Source organism: Marinobacterium arenosum, from assembly GCF_019795155.1.
Lineage (GTDB): Bacteria > Pseudomonadota > Gammaproteobacteria > Pseudomonadales > Balneatricaceae > Marinobacterium_C > Marinobacterium_C arenosum.
Genome location: NZ_JAILYN010000002.1, coordinates 80338 through 98895, shown reverse-complemented (window position 1 = coordinate 98895; position 18558 = coordinate 80338). Strand labels below are relative to the sequence as shown.

Genomic DNA, 18558 nt, shown 5'->3' with positions numbered 1-18558 from the left:
TGAGGATTCTGCCATGACCATGCCCGCCAGCCAGGTGCCCGCCAGCTTCTGGCACAAGTTTGACGACAAGAAGCTGCAATGCGACCTCTGCCCGCGTTACTGCAAGATCGGCGACGGTCAGCGTGGCCTCTGTTACGTGCGTGGCAACGAGGGCGGCAAGATGTACCTGTACACCTACGGCCGCTCCAGCGGGTTCTGTATCGACCCGATCGAAAAGAAACCGCTCAACCACTTCCTGCCGGGTACGCCGGTGCTGTCGTTCGGCACCGCCGGCTGCAACCTGGCCTGCAAGTTCTGCCAGAACTGGGATATGAGCAAGGCCCGCGAGATGGACCGGCTCTGCGACAGCGGTAGTCCGCAGCAGCTGGCCGATACCTGCCTGCAGATGGGCTGCCGGTCGATCGCCTACACCTACAACGATCCGGTGATCTTCCTGGAATACGCCGAGGATGTGGCGGCGGCCTGTCGGGCGGTTGGCGTCAACAGCGTGGCGGTCACCGCCGGCTATATCACCGACCAGGCCAGGCCGCGCTTCTTCGATGCGATGGATGCCGCCAATGTCGACCTGAAGGCGTTTACCGAGCGGTTCTACAAGCACATCTGCGGCGGCCACCTGTCGAACGTGCTGGATACCCTGTTGTACCTGCACAACGAGACCGAGGTCTGGTTCGAGATCACCACCTTGCTGATCCCCGATGAGAACGACAGTGATCCGGAGATCGAAGCGCTGTCGCGCTGGGTGATGGATAACCTGGGGCCGGATATTCCGCTGCATTTCACCGCCTTCCATCCGGACTGGAAGATGATGGACAAGTCGCATACGCCACCGGAAACCCTGCAGCGCGCCCGTCGCATCGCCCGTCAGCACGGCTTGCACTACGTTTACGTGGGCAATGTCCACGACAGCGAAGGCAGCTCGACCTACTGTCCGAACTGCGGCCTGCGGCTGATCGAGCGCGACTGGTACCAGCTGGGTGAGTGGAACCTCAAGGATGGTTGTTGTATCCACTGCGGCACCGAAATTCCCGGCCGCTTCGAAGCCGAGCCCGGCCATTGGGGCGCCCGTCGCCAGCCGGTTTTTCTGCAGGGTTGAATGAGATGTTTCCCGCCATCCAGCCGACAGCCTCTATCTGACTGCTGTCTGCTAGATTGAGACTACAGGCTGCTGCGGTCTGTGGTCTCCGGAAACTTGCTAAATCTCCATATGTTGCTGATCTCCGGGGTGGTCCGCTGGCGGTTCACTCCTTACATGGATGTCCTGTCCGATCCATCAGATTAGATGCAAGGAGATCAACATGACTGCACTAACCATAGCCACACTGGAGGGTGGTCAAACCCAGGTAGAGCAGGCCGAGCTGGATGCGCTGGCCGAGACATTGAGGGGCGAGCTGTTGATGCCCGGCAGTGCGGGTTACGACAATGCCCGAACCCTCTGGAACGCAATGATCGACAAGCGGCCGGCGGTCATTGTCGAATGCCGGGGCGCGGCCGACGTGATCCGGTCGGTCAACTTTGCCCGCCAGCATAACCTGCTGCTGGCGGTGCGCGGCGGGGGGCACAATATAGCCGGCAACGCGGTCTGCGAAGGCGGGTTGATGATTTCGCTCGGCCAGATGCGTTCGGTACGGATCGACCCGCAACAACGTACCGCCCGGGTGGAACCGGGGGTGACGCTGGGCGAGTTCGATGCCGAGGCGCAGATGCACGGCCTGGCGACGCCGATCGGCATCAACTCGACCACCGGTATTGCCGGGTTGACGCTAGGCGGCGGCTTCGGCTGGCTGAGCCGCAAATATGGCCTGACCGTCGATAACCTGCTGTCCGCCGATGTGGTGACCGCCGATGGTCGGTTGTTACAGGCCAGTGCGCAGCAAAACGAGGATCTGTTCTGGGCGATCCGCGGCGGCGGCGGCAACTTCGGCGTGGTGACCTCGTTCGAGTTCCGTCTACATCCGGTCGGGCCCGAGGTGTTGGCCGGCTTGATCGTCCATCCGTATAAGGATGCCCGCGCGGTACTGGATTTCTATCGGCAGTTCGCGGCGCGGGCGCCGAATGAACTGAGTGTCTGGCTGGTGCTGCGCAAGGCACCGCCGTTGCCGTTTCTGCCGGAGTCGGTGCACGGTAGCGAGGTGGTGGTACTGGCCGCACTCTATGCCGGTGATATCGCGGAGGGGGAGGCGGTATTGGCGCCGCTACGCGCGTTTGGTGATCCCATCGCCGATGTGATCGGCCCCCACTCCTACTGCGCTTTCCAGGCCGGCTTCGATCCGCTGCTGGCACCGGGCGCCCGCAACTATTGGAAATCCCATGACTTCTTTGAGCTGAGCGACAGCACAGTCGATACGCTGCTCGACTTTGTCGGGCGCTTGCCAGGGCCGCAATGTGAAGTCTTTGTTGCGCAGATGGGCGGTCAGACCAACGAGGTGCCGACCGGTGATACCGCGTACTGGAGCCGGGATACCGAGTTCATTATGAATGTGCATGGCCGCTGGGACGATCCTGCTGACGACCAGGCCTGTATCGGCTGGTGTCGTGAGCTGTTTGAGGCGACCGAGCCAGAAGCCAGCGGCAGTGTCTACGTGAACTTTATGACCGCCGACGAAGGGGGCCGAGTAGAAGCGGCTTACGGCGACGGTTATGAGCACTTGAGTCGACTGAAGCGCAAGTATGACCCGACCAACCTGTTCCGTATGAACCAGAACATTAAACCGGGCTAAGCCGTAGCTACGATAGCGGTGGCGGCTGGAACGTGGCTGCGACGAAAGCGATCAGCAAAGGCCGGTAGCCCGAAACGGTTACTGGCCTTTGCTGAAGGCGGTGTTTTTATCCTCTAAATTGGTGTCCGGCTTCACTAGACCACTACAACCATTTCAGACCGAAACAGGCGAGTGTTGAGTTGAAAATGTCATCCAGGTGCCGCGAGGGGCGGCCGTAGCCGGGCGTTTTTGAAGGAAAAGGTTAAAAAACGGTACTGGATCAACGCTCGTCAAGTATTTGTTGTTGGAGTTGTCGCCGCGCAACAGAGGCCATTATTAGCTCGTTCCGGAAATGGGTTTTAGCCATTATTTACCGTAAATAGGCGGATAGATTGATAGCCGTTCTGCCGATTGGAGAGGGCCTGCTTGCCTATACTTTTGTTACTTGGTCCCGGCCGTGGGGGGCAAGTTGACGCAGGAGACAGCCATGAACATAACCAAGCTGCTATTTACCGTTGTATCGGTATGCCTATTTGCAGCCTCGCCAACAATGGTATTTAGTAAGGCGCATATTCCGACACATAAAGTACAGGTTTGCCACCTTCAAAAAGGTGAAAGCGTACCAGTGACAATTACCGTAGGCGCGGGAGCATTGGACGGGCATCTGGCCCATGGTGATTGCCAGTTGCCGGCCTGTGATTTTAATAACATCTTTCGAACCGGCGATCCCTGTCCGATTACGGATACCAGCGGCGATGGCCGTTGCGATCTGAGTTTTCCACGAGACAGTGCCGAAGGTGTGACCGAGGCTTGCCCTGAGGGAACCTACTGACGTATTGATATAGCTGCAGTCGATCGTTGAGCGCTATACGCCTTCCGTATAGCGCTTTTTCGAATCAGTTTCAGGGCTTCAATCCAGGCTGAAACTAAACGAGGCCCAGTAGCTCTCCCAGTCCACGTCAGTACAGGCCACAACATCCGACTGATCGCGACAAGGCAGCAGGTGCATCAGGCGAAGCAGCCAGGAGCCACTGCCGGTGAGGCTGAAACTCGCCATGCCGTTGTCGTCGGTATGTTTTATGTAGCTCGAGACTACGCCCTGTTCGTTCGCATGATAGGCGGTAACCGCCTTGCCGGGCAGTGGTTTTCCCTCAAACAGTACCTGGGCGGTCAGTTCATCACCGGTCTTGAGTAAGTAGGGATTCTGTAACAGCACGATTTCGATTCTCTGGCCTATGGCCCGTCGGTGCAACTGGCTGCCTGCAGGCTGAAGCTGGGGCTTTTCAGGGGAGCCAACTTGCAACAGGCTCTTGATAGAACGGCTATAGCGTTCACGCTGTATCGAGCGTTCTCCCATATGAGCCAGATAGTTATCGCGGGCTAGGTTTTCGTGAGCCAGGTACTTCCTGAATTCTGTCGAATGGTGGTCCATATAGATAAAATCATGCTCCATCGCCAGCAGCGTCAATCCGGCAGTATTCATGGTTCTCTGGAAAACAGGTTTGATGACCGGCACTGACCGTTCACTGGGTAGTTTTGCCAGGAGGTCGATTGAACCTTCCGAGTTCAGCATTTCAAATGTCCCGGTCAGACGCCTGAGCAGTGGCAACTCCTCCATTTTGCCCGGTTCAAGGCTGACTTCGTCTCCCGCCAGTTGACGGACCCTGAGGGTATCGCCTAGTGCCGGCGTGAACTGTTCGGGCAGCAACCAGATATCGTGAGCATTGCCGGTGGTGGTTAGACAAAGCATCAGGGCGGTTATCAGCCAGCGGATCATGAAGGTATTTTTCATTCGCACGTAGAATCCTCCCCAGGCTGTATCATTGCCGCTGGCAATCGTGGCGGTTTATTGGCCCGAGTTTGCAAATAAACGGGCGTACCCTAGAGTTTAGTAACGACCCGCCAATCCGTGGCTGGTTATAGATCTGGTGTTTCCGACGATCATGGATCGCGTGTCGCCTCAAGCTTGCCAATGAAACCATTCCTTCATCTGCGTCTTTTAAACATTCTGTTATCTGCCGTTGTTTCGCTGATGTGCTGGGGGCTGCCATATCTGGCGGAAGCCGCTGAACATCCGATGGACCCGCTTTCAAAAGTGGAATATGAACGCGCTTTCGCGATCTTGAAGGAATCGGGTCATATTGGTGCCGGTACGCTTTTTCACCAGCTTTCCCTGTTGGAGCCAGCCAAGACTGAGGTGCTTCAGTGGCGAAAGGGAGATCCGTTTACTCGGTTGGCGAAAGCAATTATCCGCCAGGGGAGTCGCACTTTTGAGGTCGTTATCGATATCCGCAATGGCCGGGTGAAGGCCAGCCAGGAGCTTCAAGGGAAGCAGCCGGGGTTGTTGCTGTCTGAAGAGTGGTGGCTCGCCTATCGCCTGGTGTTGGCCAACCGGGAATGGCGTGAAGCGCTTCAGCGAAGGGGTATTGCATCCGTCAAAGGCATTGTCTGTATTCCCTATACGGTCGGCTATTACGGCCAGCCGGAGGGGCGGCAAGTTAAGGTTGTCTGCTACCAGTCGGAAGGGGTGGCAAACTATTGGGGGCGTCCGATCGAGGGGCTGATTGCAATCGTCGATCTGGATAAGGGAGCCGTGGTGCGGGTTGTCGATTCGGGCGCGGTAACGCTACCTTCGGCAGCGGTCGACTTTGCAAGTGCTTCCGTAAAACCACAGAGAAAAGCCCCGCATCCGATCTCGCTGGAGCAGAAACAGGGGCCGAGTTTCAGTGTTCGTGGACATATTGTCGAATGGCAGAAGTGGCAATTTCATTGGCGAATCGATCCGCGGGTTGGGCCGGTCATCTCCCTGGTCCGCTATCAGGATCAAGGCCGCAGCCGCTCCATCCTTTATCAGGGGGCCTTGTCCGAGCTGTTTGTGCCCTACATGGACCCGTCGTCGGCTTGGTACTTTCGCACGAATCTGGAGGCGGGCGAATACGGCATGGGCAAGCTGGCCGTACCCCTGCAGCCGTTGCAGGATTGTCCTTCTAACGCAGTTTTCCTGAAAGCGGTTTTTGTCGATGACTGGGGGCAACCCCATGAAAGCCAGCGTGCCGCCTGCCTCTTCGAGCGTGATGCCGGTGATATTGCCTGGCGTCACTATGAATCCCATAGCGGCCGTACGGAGGTCCGCAAGCGAACCGATCTGGTACTGAGATTCATTGCCGCGCTCGGTAACTACGATTATGTGTTCGACTGGATTTTTCGTCTGGATGGCACCTTGAAAGTTGCTGTCGGGTCCAGCGGCACGTTACAGGTTAAAGCCGTAAACAGCCGTCGGGCGCAGGACGATGAGGGCGGACGGGAGGCCCGCTATGGCCGTCGGGTGGCCGAGCATACAGTGGCGGTCAATCATGACCACTTTTTCTCTTTCCGACTTGACCTGGATGTGGACGGCCCGACAAACAGCTTCGTCATTGATCGATTGGTGCCGCAAACGACGTCGGGCCAGGGCCCGCGGAGCAGTCTGTGGGTTTTGGATCAGGTAGCGGCGAGTAGAGAGCAGGATGCGAAACTGCGGATCAATATACGCAAACCGGCCCTGTGGCGGGTCGTCAACCCTGCGACGACAGGCCCGTTGGGATACCCCACGAGTTATCAGTTGAAACCGGGCGCCAATGCCCTGTCCTTGCTGGAGCCGGACAGTTTTCTCCAGCGGCGAGCCAGCTTTACGAACTACCATGTCTGGGTTACCCCGTATGATCCGCTGCAGCGGTACGCTGCTGGTGACTATCCCAATCAGGGGCGGGGCGATGATGGGCTGGCGCACTGGACGCGGCACAACCGCCCGATAGACAGCCGGGATATCGTGCTCTGGTATACCCTAGGTTTTCACCATGTACCACGAGTGGAAGATTGGCCGGTCATGCCGATGGTGTGGCATGGTTTCGAACTCAGGCCGTTCAATTTCTTCCAGAACAATCCAGCGTTGGACCTGCCCGGCAACGACCCCACCGAGTGACTGTCGGTCAGCATCGTCCGGAGTCAATGGCCGGTATACGAGTCGACGACTCGGTAGACGCGACACCGCTGGCTGCCCTTGTGGTTTTCGCATCTAGACCAGTAGGCACAGGCCTTGTCCTCTTACGCGGTCCATAAAAAACCTCTCAGCCGGTGCATCGGCTGAGAGGTTTTTGGTGGTAGTTTTGGTGGTAGGTTGCCGGTGGTCGCAAGCTCGGAATATCGACCGGCTGGCTCCGTTGTCGCGCTCAGCGGCGGCTCAAATAGCGGCTGACCATGGGTGAAATCCGGAGTTGGTCAGGCTTTTGCCGGGGCTGCCGCATTGGCGGCCTGGCTACGCGGAAAGCCGACCAGGATCGACGCCAATGCGACCAGCCCCAACAGCCAGCAGTAGTGTACCGAGCCGACCAGCTCAAGCGGTGACAGCTTGGCGATCGAGCCGGCCAGCAAGACCTGGGCACCGTAGGGCAGCAGCCCCTGCACCACGCAGGAGAAGATATCCATCAGACTGGCGCTGCGGCGCGGGTCGACGCCGTAGCGACCGGCGATATCCTTGGCCAGCGAACCGCTGATGATGATCGCCACGGTGTTGTTGGCGGTGCAGGCGTTGGTCAGTGCCACGGCGGAGCTGATACTCAGCTCGCCGGCCCGCGGAGAGGGTTCGCGGGCGCCGCCGCGCTGGGTCAGCGTGTCGATCAGCTTGGCCAGGAACTCCAGGCCGCCCTGGGCCTTCATCAGTGCGCCCAGGCCGCCGATCAGCATCGACAGGATCAGGATCTCCTGCATGCCGGTATAGCCGGCGTAGATATCCTTAGACAGCTGGGCGATGTTGTAGTCCGGCAGCTGGCTCATGCCGACCAGGCCGGCCAGCACGATGCCGCTGAACAGCACCAGCATCACGTTCAGGCCGCTGACCGCCAGTACCAGCACCGCCAGGTAGGGCAGTACCTTGATCAGCTCCACCTCGCCCGCTTCGGCGATGGTGCCGCTCTGGCCCTGCAGGAACAGCCAGACCAGGGTCAGCAGCGCCGCCGGCAGGGCGATCTTGATGTTCATACGGAACTTGTCGCGCATCTCGCAACCCTGGGTGCGGGTTGCGGCGATGGTGGTGTCGGAGATGATCGACAGGTTGTCGCCGAACATCGCGCCGCCGATCACGGTGCCAACGGTCAGCGCCAGCGACAGATCGGTGGCTTCCGACAGGCCGACGGCGATCGGCGCAATCGCGGCGATGGTGCCCATCGAAGTGCCCATCGAGGTTGCCACGAAGGCGGTGATCACGAACAGGCCCGGCAGTACCAGCGCCGGCGGAATGACATTGAGGCCCAGCGCAACGGTGGCGTCGACGCCGCCGACCGCCTTGGCCACGCTGGCGAAGGCGCCGGCCAGCAGGTAGATGATCACCATGGTGATGATGGTGTTGTCACCGACGCCGCGGATAAAGGTTTCGATCCGCTCGTTCAGCGCGCCGCGACCGAGCAGCAGTGCCAGTACGATGGCCGGCAGGATCGCGACCGGCGCGGAGATCTGGTAGAAGGCGAACTCGACGCCCTGGGTCTGATAGTAAACACCACTGCCGATAAACAGGGCCAGGAACAGCAGCAGCGGCAACAACGCAAGTGGACTGGCTTTCATGACAAGCTTCCGTGAATTCAATCTGCCGATCAGGCAGAACAGCAAACGGCAACAGGCGCTTGTGGCGTCGGTTACCTCCAAAGGGTCAGCCCGGCGGTGACTCGCCGGTCTTGGAAAGGCGCGCATTATACAAACGTCTAAGGCATCGGCTAAATACCGATTGCTTTATTTTATATATCTAATTTGCATAGTTGTTCTAGTATTTATATTCCTAACGGAAATATGAATTCGGTTCATCTTGGTTGCCTCGGGCTCCTTCTGATTGACTGATCTAAGGTGTAAGCAACCGGGGGGCGGTTTTTGCAGCTTATCGCCGGTTGAAATCAAGGGAGGGTGCCCATGTCGACCGAACAACTGAGCGACCTGCTGCTTTGGGGGGCGGTAATCAACTATGGGCTGCTGCTGTGGTGGCTGTTGCTGATCGTCACTGCCCATGACTGGCTCTACCGGCTGCACCGGCGTTGGTTCAGGCTCACCATGGAGCAGTTCGACCTGGTGCACTACAGCGGCATCGCGCTGTACAAGCTGGCGATCCTGATGCTCTACCTGGTGCCCTTTATCGCTATTCAGCTCACCCGTTAGCCGGTTGGCTGCCATACTGCCCCATACCATATAGGTTGCGATGGGAGGCTGTGCCATGACCGAACCGGCCCTGGTTTCATTGATCGGCGATACCCCTTTGATCCGCTTGCACCGGGTGTCGGAGTTGACCGGCTGCGAGATTCTCGGCAAGGCGGAGTTTATGAATCCCGGCGGCTCGGTGAAGGACCGTACCGCCTGGGGGATCGTGCGGGATGCCGAGCAGCGTGGCCAGCTGCGCAGTGGCGGGCGGATCTTCGAAGGCACCGCCGGCAACACCGGTATTGGCCTGACGCTGATCGGCAATGCGCGCGGCTACAAGACCACCATCGTGATGCCGGAAACCCAGAGCCAGGAGAAGATCGATATGCTGCGGGTTATCGGTGCCGATCTGGTACTGGTGCCGGCGGTGCCCTATGCCGATGACAACCACTACACCAAGGTGGCCCGGCGGCTGGCGGAGGAGGCGATGGCGCAGGGCGATGGCAATGCGATCTGGGCCAATCAGTTCGACAACACTGCCAACCGGCAGGTGCACGAAGACACTACCGGTCCGGAGATCTGGATGCAGACCGGCGGCTTGGTGGACGCCTTCTGCTGTGCGGTCGGCACCGGTGGCACCCTGGCCGGAGTGGCACGGGCGTTGCGCCACAAGCGGCCGGAGGTAAAGATCTTCCTAACCGATCCGATGGGGGCCTCGCTGTATCACTACTATACCGATGGCGAACTGCGCGCCGAGGGCAGTTCGATCACCGAGGGGATCGGCCAGAGCCGGGTCACCGACAACCTGCAGGGGCTGCAGTTGGACGGCGCCTTCCAGATACCGGATGACGAGGCGCTGCCGATTCTGTTCGATCTGCTGGAATACGAGGGGCTCTGTCTGGGCAGCTCCAGCGGCATCAACGTGGCCGGCGCGGTGCGGGTCGCCAAAGCGTTGGGGCCGGGCCATACCATCGTTACCGTACTCTGTGACCCGGGCACCCGCTACCAGAGCAAGCTGTTCAATCCGGCGTTTCTGAACAGCAAGAGCCTGCCGGTGCCGCATTGGCTGGTGGAAAAGGAAGGGTAAAACGGCTGATGGGGCGCGACTGAACCTATCCGGCCGGAGCCGCTCCTGCGCGAAAATCATCCTTCAGGGAGCCCCGGCTGGCGCCCTACACTCGAAACATCCCGGCTACCTTGTAGCAGCCCACTCGTGGGCGACAAACTCTACGGTCGGCAAACTATGGGCTCCGGAAGCCTTCCTCAATGGTCGCGGCTGAAGCCCCTCCTACACGAGGAGGGGGTTCAGCCGCGACCCTATGTCATTCTGTGAAATAAAAAGAAAACTAAAGCGTCGCTTCCAGCGTCTTCAGCAGGTTATTGACCTTATTGAAAGTCTCCTGGTACTCCAGATCGATCTCGGAATCCGCCACGATGCCGCCGCCGGCCCAGCAGTGAATCTTGCCCTGTTCCGCCAGCAGGGTACGGATGCAGATGCTGGTATCCATCCGCCCGCAGAAGCTGACATAGCCGATCGAGCCGCAGTAGATGTTGCGCCGGTGCGGTTCCAGCTCCTCGATGATCTCCATCGCCCGCAATTTCGGTGCGCCGGTGATCGAGCCGCCCGGGAAGCAGCTGCGCAGCAACGCCAGCGCGGAGCTGTCTTTGTCCAGCTCGCCAGTCACGGTGCTGACCAGATGGTGCACGTTGGCATAGCTTTCCAGCGCGAACAGTTTGGGGACCTTGACGCTGCCGAAGCGGCACGCCTTGCTGAGGTCGTTGCGCAGCAGGTCGACGATCATCAGGTTTTCCGCCCGGTCCTTGCTGGAACCGAGCAGCTCGTCGGCCAGCGCCTGGTCTTCCGCCGGATCGGCGGCCCGCGGCCGGGTGCCTTTGATCGGCTTGGTCACCACGTTCTGGCCGTCCAGCTCGAGGAAGCGTTCCGGCGACAGTGACAGCACCGCGCCTTCCGGGGATTCCAGGTAGGCGGCAAACGGGGTGGGGGCCTGTTGACGCAGTTTCAGATAGGCCTGCCAGGGATCACCGCTGAACCCGGCAGTGAAGCGCTGGGCGAAATTGACCTGGTAGCAGTCACCGGCGTGGATATAGTCGTCGATCCGCTGCAGCCGCTGGCGGTACTGGTCGGCGCTGACATTGGCCCTGAACGGCGCGGTCAACTGGAATCCGCTGCCGTCGTCCGGTTCATTCCCCTCAAGCGCGTCCAATACCCGCTGCTGGTCGGCGTCGGCCATGGTCGGCTGCATCACCAGTTCGCAACGCTCTGTCTGGTGATCGACGATCAATGCCCACAGATAAAGGCCGACCTGCATATCGGGGTAGGCCATGTCATTTACCGCCAGCTGCGGCAGGTGTTCGATGCTGCGGCCCAGGTCGTAGCCGAAATGGCCGATCAGCCCGCCGCAGAACGGCAGCTCCGGCTGCGGCTGGCATTCCACCGCATAACGGTCCAGCAACTGCTGCAGCCGGTCGAACGGACAACCGCTGTCTTGGCCCTGGCGATAGCGGATCAGCTCCACCGGCGCGGCGCTGAGGATATCGTAACGCCCCATCGGCGCGGCCGGCTGACAGCTGTCCAGCAGGACCGGATAACCCAGTGGCCGGATGCGTGCGAAGTAGCGGCTGCTGTCAGCCAGATAGGGAAGCGAGCGTCGAATGATCAATGTACCTACTACCGACCCGAAAACAAACGCGCATTGTAGCGAGCCACCCTGATCGAGTGAACCTCTAACAACCGCGGTTGTGCGTCAGTCGCGGCAGCCAAACAGGTCAAATTTGTAGACTGTCGACGTTCTGCCTGATTTTCAGTTGATTACGGACTCGTAATGCCTGCCCGGGAGGCGCTGAACACCTATAATAACCGGTTCCCGTAGTCAGACATTGTAGACATCTCAGCTTATGCAACATCCCTGTCAGATCGAGCAGCGCCAGCTGGAACTGCCCGATCAGCACCTTCACTACCGTATCTACCGCAACCCCAACGTGGCCGGAAGCCGTCGGCTGGTGCTGTTGCACGGCGCCGGCGTGGCCGGCGAGGACACCTGGGGAATGATAACGGCGTTCCTCAGCCACTGGCGCGAAATCCTGGTGCCGGATCAGCGCGGCATGGGTCAGACCCGCTCGCCCGATGGTCAGGAGCACCCATATAACGCCGAGCAGTTGATGCTCGATCTCAGTCGACTGGTCGACCACCTCGGCTGGTGGCGTTTCGACCTGGGCGGCTATTCGATGGGCGGCCTGATCAGCCTGCTCTACAAGCAGGCCCACCCGGAGCGTGTCGACAAGCAGTACCTGCTGGAATCGGCGATCCTCGACCGGCCCTGCTGGGAGAGCACCGTTATCCTGCGCCAGCAGTACTCCGGTGCGGCGCAGCTGCTGCGCCAGGGTTCGGCGGAGCAGGGGGTGCGCAACTTCCTCGATACCATCTCGCCAAACCGCAAAGTGTCGACACAGGCCGAGCAGACCACCGTCAGCCGGCTGGCCGGGCGACCGCTGGGTTTTGCCAACGCATTGGACTGTGTGACCAGCGCGATCAACAACATCGACCGTGAGCAGTTGGTGGCTGCGCAGGGCGACGTGACCAGCTTTATCGGCGGCCTCAGTGTCGATCTGATGCACCAGTACCACGAGGCTTTGGCGGAGCGGATGCCGAATTGGCACTACTTCATGGTGCCGGGTACCGACCACTCGCTGCCGTTCCAGAAACCACGCCAGATCGCCCGCATCATGGATGCCGAACTGGATCGTTACCTGGCTGCGCGGGATACCTGACGGAATAGTCGCAGAGTCGTCCAGAACGGCTAGACTTTTGTTTAATGTCGACAACTTTTCGGTTTGCTTCGGTTGACGGCTCATTTTAGCCGGAGTATCGTGGCCCTACGTCGAGATTGTCGACAATCTACAGATTTGGGTTGTTATGACAGAGAAATCCATGCTTGAACCGCTTCATCCTGAAACCCGTACCCTGGCAGACCGGGTCTGCGACCAGATCGCCACGGCGATCGTCAAGGGCGAACTGTCACCGGGTCAGAAGATCAGCGAGCCGGAACTGGCGCGCAACTACGGCATCAGCCGTGGTCCGCTGCGTGAGGCGATCCGCCGCCTGGAAGGTTGGCGGCTGGTCGAGCGCAAGCCTCATGTCGGTGCCCGGGTGGTGCAGCTCAGCGCTCGCGAGCTGATCGAGATCTACCGGGTTCGCGAGGCGCTGGAAGGGATGGCGTGTCGACAGGCGGCTACGGATATGCCGCAGGAGGAGATTGACGATCTGCGTGCACTGCTCGATGCCCACGAAGCGGGTGTCGATCAGCAATCCGGTCGCGCTTATTTCCAGAAAGAGGGTGATCTCGACTTCCATTACCGCATCGTGCAGGGCAGCCGCAATGGCAAGCTGCTGGAGTTGCTCGGCGGTGACCTCTATCACCTGGTACGCATGTACCGCTATCAGTTCAGCGTATCCAGCTCGCGCCCGAAACGGGCCCTGAAAGAGCACCGTCAGATCGTCGATGCGATCGAAGCGCGTGATCCGGAGCTGGCCGAGATGTTGATGCGCCGTCATATCAGTAACGCGCGTAAGAACATCGAAGACAAGCTGAACGCACAGACTACTGAATAAAGGGGAGAAACAATGGCTGAGAAACTGACTCCGGGTGGACGTTTTCGCAAGGCACTGGCAGACAACAAGCCGCTGCAGGTAGTAGGTACCTGCAATGCCTACCACGCAATGATGGCGACACGGGTCGGCCACCAGGCGATCTACCTGTCAGGCGGTGGTGTGGCAAACGCTTCCTACGGTCTGCCGGACCTGGGCATGACCTCGCTGAACGACGTGCTGGAAGACGTGCGCCGCATCACCAGCGCCGTTGAAACCCCGCTGCTGGTGGATATCGACACCGGCTGGGGCGGTGCCTTCAACATCGCCCGTACTGTTAAAGAGATGATCAAGGCAGAAGCGGCTGCCGTGCACATCGAAGACCAGGTGGCGCAGAAACGTTGCGGCCACCGTCCGAACAAAGAGATCGTCTCGCTGGAAGAGATGGTCGACCGCGTCAAGGCGGCTGTCGATGCCAAGACCGATGACGACTTCTTCATTATCGCCCGCACCGACGCCTTCCAGCAGGACGGGCTGAACGCTGCGGTCGAGCGCGCCCAGGCCTGCCTGGAAGCCGGCGCCGACGGCATCTTCGCCGAAGCGGTGCACACCCTGGAAGACTATAAAGCCTTCTCCGACGGCATCAACGGCCGTCATTTGCTGGCCAACATCACCGAATTCGGTGCGACGCCGCTGTTCAACAAGGATGAGCTGGCCGAGAACGGCGCCACCATGGTGCTGTACCCGCTGTCCGCCTTCCGTGCGGCCAACAAGGCGGCACTGAACGTGTTCGAACATATCCTGAAGGATGGCGACCAGAAAGCGGTTGTCGACAGCATGCAGACCCGCATGGAACTGTACGATTTCCTGAACTACCACGATTTCGAACAGAAGCTGGATGCCCTGTTTGCCCAGGGTAAGAACAAGTAACCGCGGGCCAACGAAAGCGAAACTCTAACAGGAGCGGGCCGTCGCCGGGCGCCTGATCAGAACCCCGATCAGGTGCCGATCGCGCGGAGCCCGCCGCGAACCAAGTAAAGGAGCACATTATGGTAGATAAGAAACTGGGCGGTGCTGGTCTGCGTGGCCAATCCGCAGGTGAAACCGCACTCTGCACCGTAGGTAAAACCGGTGCCGGTCTGACCTACCGTGGCTACGACATCAAGGAACTGGCGGACAAGGCCCAGTTCGAAGAGGTCGCCTACCTGCTGCTGTACGGCAAACTGCCGAACCAGGCCGAGCTGGATGCTTACAAAGCCAAGCTGAAGAGCCTGCGCGGCCTGCCGGACGCTCTGAAACTGGTGCTGGAACAGATTCCGGCCGACGCTCACCCGATGGATGTGATGCGGACCGGCTGCTCGATGCTGGGCAACCTGGAAACCGAGCAGGATTTCTCCGAGCAGCACGACCATATCGACCGTATGCTGGCGGCGTTCCCGGGCATCATCAACTACTGGTACAACTACAGCCACAACGGCAAGCGGATCGACGTGGAAACCGACGCCGACTCCATCGGCGAGCAGTTCCTGTGGACCCTGCACGGCGAGAAGCCGGACCCGCTGCACGTTAAGGTAATGCACGCCTCGCTGATCCTGTACGCCGAGCACGAGTTCAACGCTTCCACCTTCACCGCGCGTGTCTGCGCCTCCACCCTGTCCGACATCCACAGCTGCGTAACCGGCGCGATCGGTTCCCTGCGTGGCCCGCTGCACGGCGGCGCCAACGAAGCGGCGATGGAGATGATCGAAAACTGGCAGACGCCGGATGAGGCGGAAGACGCGATCATGGGGATGCTGGCCCGCAAGGACAAGATCATGGGCTTCGGCCACGCGATCTACCGCGAGTCCGATCCGCGTAACGCGATCATCAAAGAGTGGTCCAAGAAGCTCTCCGAGCAGGTGGGCGACACCGTGCTGTATCCGGTTTCCGAGCGTGTTGAAGCTGTGATGTGGCGCGAGAAGAAGCTGTTCTGTAACGCCGACTTCTTCCACGCCTCCGCCTACAACTTCATGGGCATCCCGACCAAGCTGTTCACGCCGATCTTCGTCTGCTCCCGAGTGGCAGGCTGGACCGCCCACGTGATGGAGCAGCGCGCCAACAACCGCATTATCCGTCCGTCCGCTGACTACACCGGTCCGGAAAGCGCTGAGTGGGTAGCGATCGAAGATCGCCCGTAAGGCTAAGCGTACACATAAGAAAGTAAGACAGATGGGGCGAGCCCTGGGCTTTGCTCAGGCCGCCCCTTATCGCTTCTTTGACCAATTACTCGATGGACTCCCGACGCCATGAATACTGAATACCGTAAAGCCCTTTCCGGCACTGGGCTGGATTACTTCGACACCCGCGCGGCGGTCGAAGCCATTCAGCCGGGTGCTTACGACAAACTTCCCTATACCTCCCGCGTACTGGCGGAACAACTGGTGCGTCGCTGTGAGCCCGAAGCACTGACCGATTCGCTGAAACAGCTGATCGAGCGCAAGCGCGACCTGGATTTCCCCTGGTACCCGGCACGCGTGGTCTGCCATGACATCCTCGGCCAGACCGCGCTGGTCGACCTGGCCGGTCTGCGTGATGCGATCGCGGAGCAGGGCGGCGACCCGTCCAAGGTCAACCCGGTGGTGCCGACCCAGTTGATCGTCGACCACTCTCTGGCGGTGGAAGCACCGGGCTTCGATCCGGACGCGTTCGAGAAGAACCGCGCCATCGAAGACCGTCGTAACGAAGACCGCTTCCACTTTATCGAGTGGTGTAAAACGGCGTTTGATAACGTAGATGTTATCCCGGCGGGTAACGGCATCATGCACCAGATCAACCTGGAGAAAATGTCTCCGGTAATCCAGGCGCGCCCGGATGAAAATGGAAAGCGTGTTGCATTCCCGGATACCTGTGTCGGTACCGACTCCCACACACCGCACGTTGATGCACTGGGTGTAATCGCGATTGGTGTCGGTGGTCTGGAAGCTGAAACGGTAATGCTGGGTCTGCCCTCTATGATGCGCCTGCCGGACATCGTGGGCGTTAAGATTGTTGGCGAGCGTAAGCCGGGCATCACTGCGACCGATATCGCGCTGGCAATGACTGAATTCCTGCGTAACGAGAAAGTGGTTTCCGCGTATCTGGAGTTCTTCGGCCCAGGTGCTGCGACCCTGTCTATCGGTGACCGTGCGACCCTGTCCAACATGACACCTGAGTACGGTGCGTCTGCAGGTATGTTCTACATCGATGAACAGACCATCGATTACCTGAAGCTGACCGGTCGTGAACCTGAGCAGGTTGCACTGGTTGAACAGTACGCCAAAGAGACTGGCCTGTGGGCGGACGCACTGGAAGGCGCCGAGTACGAACGTGTACTGGAGTTCGATCTGTCGACCGTTGTACGCAACATGGCGGGTCCTTCTAACCCGCACCGTCGCCTGCCTACAACTGCGCTGAACGAGCGTGGTATTGCTAGCGACGAGATGCTGGCGGCGGCTAAAGCTGAAGAAGCTGAAGGCCTGATGCCAGATGGCGCGGTAATCATCGCCGCGATCACCTCTTGTACCAACACCTCCAACCCGCGCAACGTGGTTGCCGCCGGCCTGCTGGCCAAGAAAGCCAACGAACTGGGCCTGGTCCGCAAGCCCTGGGTGAAGACCTCCTTCGCACCGGGTTCCAAGGTCGCCAAGTTGTACCTGGAAGAGGCGGGCCTGCTGCCTGAACTGGAAAAACTGGGCTTCGGTATCGTTGCCTACGCCTGCACCACCTGTAACGGCATGTCCGGTGCGCTGGATCCGAAAATCCAGCAGGAGATCATCGACCGCGACCTGTACGCCACGGCGGTACTGTCCGGCAACCGTAACTTCGACGGCCGGATCCACCCGCACGCCAAGCAGGCGTTCCTGGCGTCTCCGCCGCTGGTGGTGGCCTACGCGATCGCCGGTACCGTGCGTTTCGACATCGAAAACGATGTACTGGCGGTGGTCGACGGCAAAGAGATCACCCTGAAAGATCTGTGGCCATCGGATGAAGAGATCGATGCGATCGTAGAGAAGGCTGTTAAGCCGGAACAGTTTAAGCAGATCTACATTCCGATGTTCGATCTGGGTGACGTAGAGCGCGCCGAGAGCCCGCTGTACGACTGGCGTCCGATGTCTACCTACATCCGTCGTCCGCCATACTGGGAAGGCGCGCTGGCGGGCGAGCGTACCATGAAAGGTATGCGTCCACTGGCGGTGCTGGGTGACAACATCACCACTGACCACCTGTCTCCGTCCAACGCCATCCAGGCGTCCAGTGCTGCGGGTGAATACTGCGCCAAGATGGGGCTGCCGGAAGAGGACTTCAACTCTTACGCAACTCACCGCGGTGACCACCTTACAGCTCAGCGTGCGACCTTCGCCAACCCTAAACTGCTGAACGAAATGGTTCGCGATGAGAATGGCGAAGTTAAGCAGGGTTCCCTGGCACGTATCGAGCCGGAAGGCACCGAAAGCCGTATGTGGGAAGCGATCGAAACCTACATGGAGCGTAAGCAGAACCTGATCATCGTGGCAGGTGCTGACTACGGTCAGGGTTCTTCCCGTGACTGGGCGGCGAAAGGTGTGCGTCTGGCGGGTGTTGAGACCATCGTTGCTGAAGGTTTCGAACGTATCCACCGCACCAACCTGGTAGGTATGGGTGTACTGCCGGTTGAGTTCAAAGCTGGTGATACCCGTCATACTTACGGCATCGACGGTACAGAGACATTCGATATCGAGGGTGAGATCTCTCCGCGTTGCGACCTGACGCTGATCATCAACCGTGCCAACGGCGAGAAGGTAGAAGTGCCAGTAACCTGTCGTCTGGATACGGCTGCTGAAGTGAAAGTCTACAAAGCGGGCGGTGTGCTGCAGCGCTTCGCCAAAGACTTCCTGGCTAACGCCTAAGCAGAACTGACCGGTAGGCGCTGCCTGTTCCGCGCCGATCCGCCGGGATAACCCGGCGGATCGGTATCGAGCCCTCACGGGCAGGTTGCGCGCTACCGATTTTTACCGCGAGATCTCTTACTCACACTTGCTGCGGCGTCGTCGAGGCGTCAGTAAGCGTTATTAAGGGTTTTCCGAACCGCGCCATCGCTCGCGA

The 18558-nt window shown here is 59.6% G+C and carries 14 protein-coding genes; 11 read left to right on the top strand and 3 right to left on the bottom strand.

All coding sequences use genetic code 11. The annotated features are described in order from the left end of the window. The first annotated feature begins 13 nt into the window (after positions 1–13). From amrS to K6T12_RS01395, 3 genes are all read left to right on the top strand, one after another. Positions 14–1093, top strand: coding sequence for an AmmeMemoRadiSam system radical SAM enzyme (gene amrS, locus K6T12_RS01405; protein WP_315853547.1), 1080 nt, complete (start codon positions 14–16; stop codon positions 1091–1093). Positions 1094–1295: 202 nt separating this feature from the next. Next, the gene (locus K6T12_RS01400; protein ID WP_255611469.1) at positions 1296–2717 is read left to right on the top strand and encodes an FAD-binding oxidoreductase; all 1422 of its coding nucleotides are present in this window, start codon (positions 1296–1298) and stop codon (positions 2715–2717) included. Positions 2718–3183: 466 nt separating this feature from the next. After that, positions 3184–3528: a hypothetical protein gene (locus K6T12_RS01395; protein WP_222218713.1), complete on the top strand. Its 345-nt coding sequence runs from the start codon at positions 3184–3186 to the stop codon at positions 3526–3528. A gap of 78 nt (positions 3529–3606) precedes the next feature. Here K6T12_RS01395 and K6T12_RS01390 read toward each other — a convergent pair whose 3' ends face one another. Continuing rightward, positions 3607–4488 (bottom strand): DUF4198 domain-containing protein, encoded by an 882-nt coding sequence (locus K6T12_RS01390; protein WP_222218711.1) that lies wholly within the window; start codon positions 4486–4488, stop codon positions 3607–3609. A gap of 180 nt (positions 4489–4668) precedes the next feature. Between K6T12_RS01390 and K6T12_RS01385 the strand changes: the two genes are divergently transcribed. Next, the gene (locus K6T12_RS01385; protein WP_222218709.1) at positions 4669–6657 is read left to right on the top strand and encodes a copper amine oxidase; all 1989 of its coding nucleotides are present in this window, start codon (positions 4669–4671) and stop codon (positions 6655–6657) included. A gap of 296 nt (positions 6658–6953) precedes the next feature. On the opposite strand, the gene K6T12_RS01380 is transcribed toward K6T12_RS01385, so the two are convergent. Continuing rightward, entirely contained in the window at positions 6954–8291 is a 1338-nt protein-coding gene (locus tag K6T12_RS01380) for a Na+/H+ antiporter NhaC family protein (protein WP_222218707.1), read from the bottom strand. A gap of 339 nt (positions 8292–8630) precedes the next feature. Between K6T12_RS01380 and K6T12_RS01375 the strand changes: the two genes are divergently transcribed. Further along, positions 8631–8873: a DUF6868 family protein gene (locus K6T12_RS01375; protein ID WP_222218705.1), complete on the top strand. Its 243-nt coding sequence runs from the start codon at positions 8631–8633 to the stop codon at positions 8871–8873. Positions 8874–8928: 55 nt separating this feature from the next. Continuing rightward, positions 8929–9939 carry a cysteine synthase A gene (locus K6T12_RS01370; RefSeq protein ID WP_222218703.1) on the top strand — a complete coding sequence of 337 codons (1011 nt, stop codon included), beginning with the start codon at positions 8929–8931 and terminating at the stop codon, positions 9937–9939. Between the two features lie 259 nt (positions 9940–10198). On the opposite strand, the gene pabB is transcribed toward K6T12_RS01370, so the two are convergent. Then, positions 10199–11533 (bottom strand): aminodeoxychorismate synthase component I, encoded by a 1335-nt coding sequence (gene pabB / locus K6T12_RS01365; protein ID WP_222218701.1) that lies wholly within the window; start codon positions 11531–11533, stop codon positions 10199–10201. Positions 11534–11768: 235 nt separating this feature from the next. Between pabB and K6T12_RS01360 the strand changes: the two genes are divergently transcribed. The 5 genes from K6T12_RS01360 to acnD all read left to right on the top strand — a co-directional run bounded on the left by K6T12_RS01360 (position 11769) and on the right by acnD (position 18362). Then, the gene (locus K6T12_RS01360; protein WP_222218699.1) at positions 11769–12641 is read left to right on the top strand and encodes an alpha/beta fold hydrolase; all 873 of its coding nucleotides are present in this window, start codon (positions 11769–11771) and stop codon (positions 12639–12641) included. Between the two features lie 160 nt (positions 12642–12801). Continuing rightward, positions 12802–13482: a GntR family transcriptional regulator gene (locus K6T12_RS01355; protein ID WP_255611468.1), complete on the top strand. Its 681-nt coding sequence runs from the start codon at positions 12802–12804 to the stop codon at positions 13480–13482. Positions 13483–13494: 12 nt separating this feature from the next. After that, positions 13495–14388 carry a methylisocitrate lyase gene (gene prpB, locus K6T12_RS01350; protein ID WP_222218695.1) on the top strand — a complete coding sequence of 298 codons (894 nt, stop codon included), beginning with the start codon at positions 13495–13497 and terminating at the stop codon, positions 14386–14388. Between the two features lie 119 nt (positions 14389–14507). Further along, positions 14508–15635 carry a bifunctional 2-methylcitrate synthase/citrate synthase gene (gene prpC / locus K6T12_RS01345; RefSeq protein ID WP_222218693.1) on the top strand — a complete coding sequence of 376 codons (1128 nt, stop codon included), beginning with the start codon at positions 14508–14510 and terminating at the stop codon, positions 15633–15635. Positions 15636–15743: 108 nt separating this feature from the next. Beyond that, a complete protein-coding gene (acnD, locus tag K6T12_RS01340) occupies positions 15744–18362 on the top strand; it encodes a Fe/S-dependent 2-methylisocitrate dehydratase AcnD (RefSeq protein WP_222218691.1) in 2619 nt (872 codons plus the stop codon). Positions 18363–18558 lie beyond the last annotated feature (196 nt).

What these genes read in the sequence shown, in the direction of transcription:
- K6T12_RS01355 (WP_255611468.1), top strand. Translation starts at nt 12,802, where the DNA reads ATGCTTGAACCGCTTCATCCTGAAACCCGTACCCTGGCAGACCGGGTC.
- K6T12_RS01370 (WP_222218703.1), top strand. Translation starts at nt 8,929, where the DNA reads ATGACCGAACCGGCCCTGGTTTCATTGATCGGCGATACCCCTTTGATC.
- K6T12_RS01385 (WP_222218709.1), top strand. Translation starts at nt 4,669, where the DNA reads ATGAAACCATTCCTTCATCTGCGTCTTTTAAACATTCTGTTATCTGCC.
- prpC (WP_222218693.1), top strand. Translation starts at nt 14,508, where the DNA reads ATGGTAGATAAGAAACTGGGCGGTGCTGGTCTGCGTGGCCAATCCGCA.
- K6T12_RS01360 (WP_222218699.1), top strand. Translation starts at nt 11,769, where the DNA reads ATGCAACATCCCTGTCAGATCGAGCAGCGCCAGCTGGAACTGCCCGAT.
- K6T12_RS01380 (WP_222218707.1), bottom strand. Translation starts at nt 8,291, where the DNA reads ATGAAAGCCAGTCCACTTGCGTTGTTGCCGCTGCTGCTGTTCCTGGCC.
- K6T12_RS01400 (WP_255611469.1), top strand. Translation starts at nt 1,296, where the DNA reads ATGACTGCACTAACCATAGCCACACTGGAGGGTGGTCAAACCCAGGTA.
- K6T12_RS01375 (WP_222218705.1), top strand. Translation starts at nt 8,631, where the DNA reads ATGTCGACCGAACAACTGAGCGACCTGCTGCTTTGGGGGGCGGTAATC.
- prpB (WP_222218695.1), top strand. Translation starts at nt 13,495, where the DNA reads ATGGCTGAGAAACTGACTCCGGGTGGACGTTTTCGCAAGGCACTGGCA.
- K6T12_RS01390 (WP_222218711.1), bottom strand. Translation starts at nt 4,488, where the DNA reads ATGAAAAATACCTTCATGATCCGCTGGCTGATAACCGCCCTGATGCTT.
- K6T12_RS01395 (WP_222218713.1), top strand. Translation starts at nt 3,184, where the DNA reads ATGAACATAACCAAGCTGCTATTTACCGTTGTATCGGTATGCCTATTT.
- acnD (WP_222218691.1), top strand. Translation starts at nt 15,744, where the DNA reads ATGAATACTGAATACCGTAAAGCCCTTTCCGGCACTGGGCTGGATTAC.
- amrS (WP_315853547.1), top strand. Translation starts at nt 14, where the DNA reads ATGACCATGCCCGCCAGCCAGGTGCCCGCCAGCTTCTGGCACAAGTTT.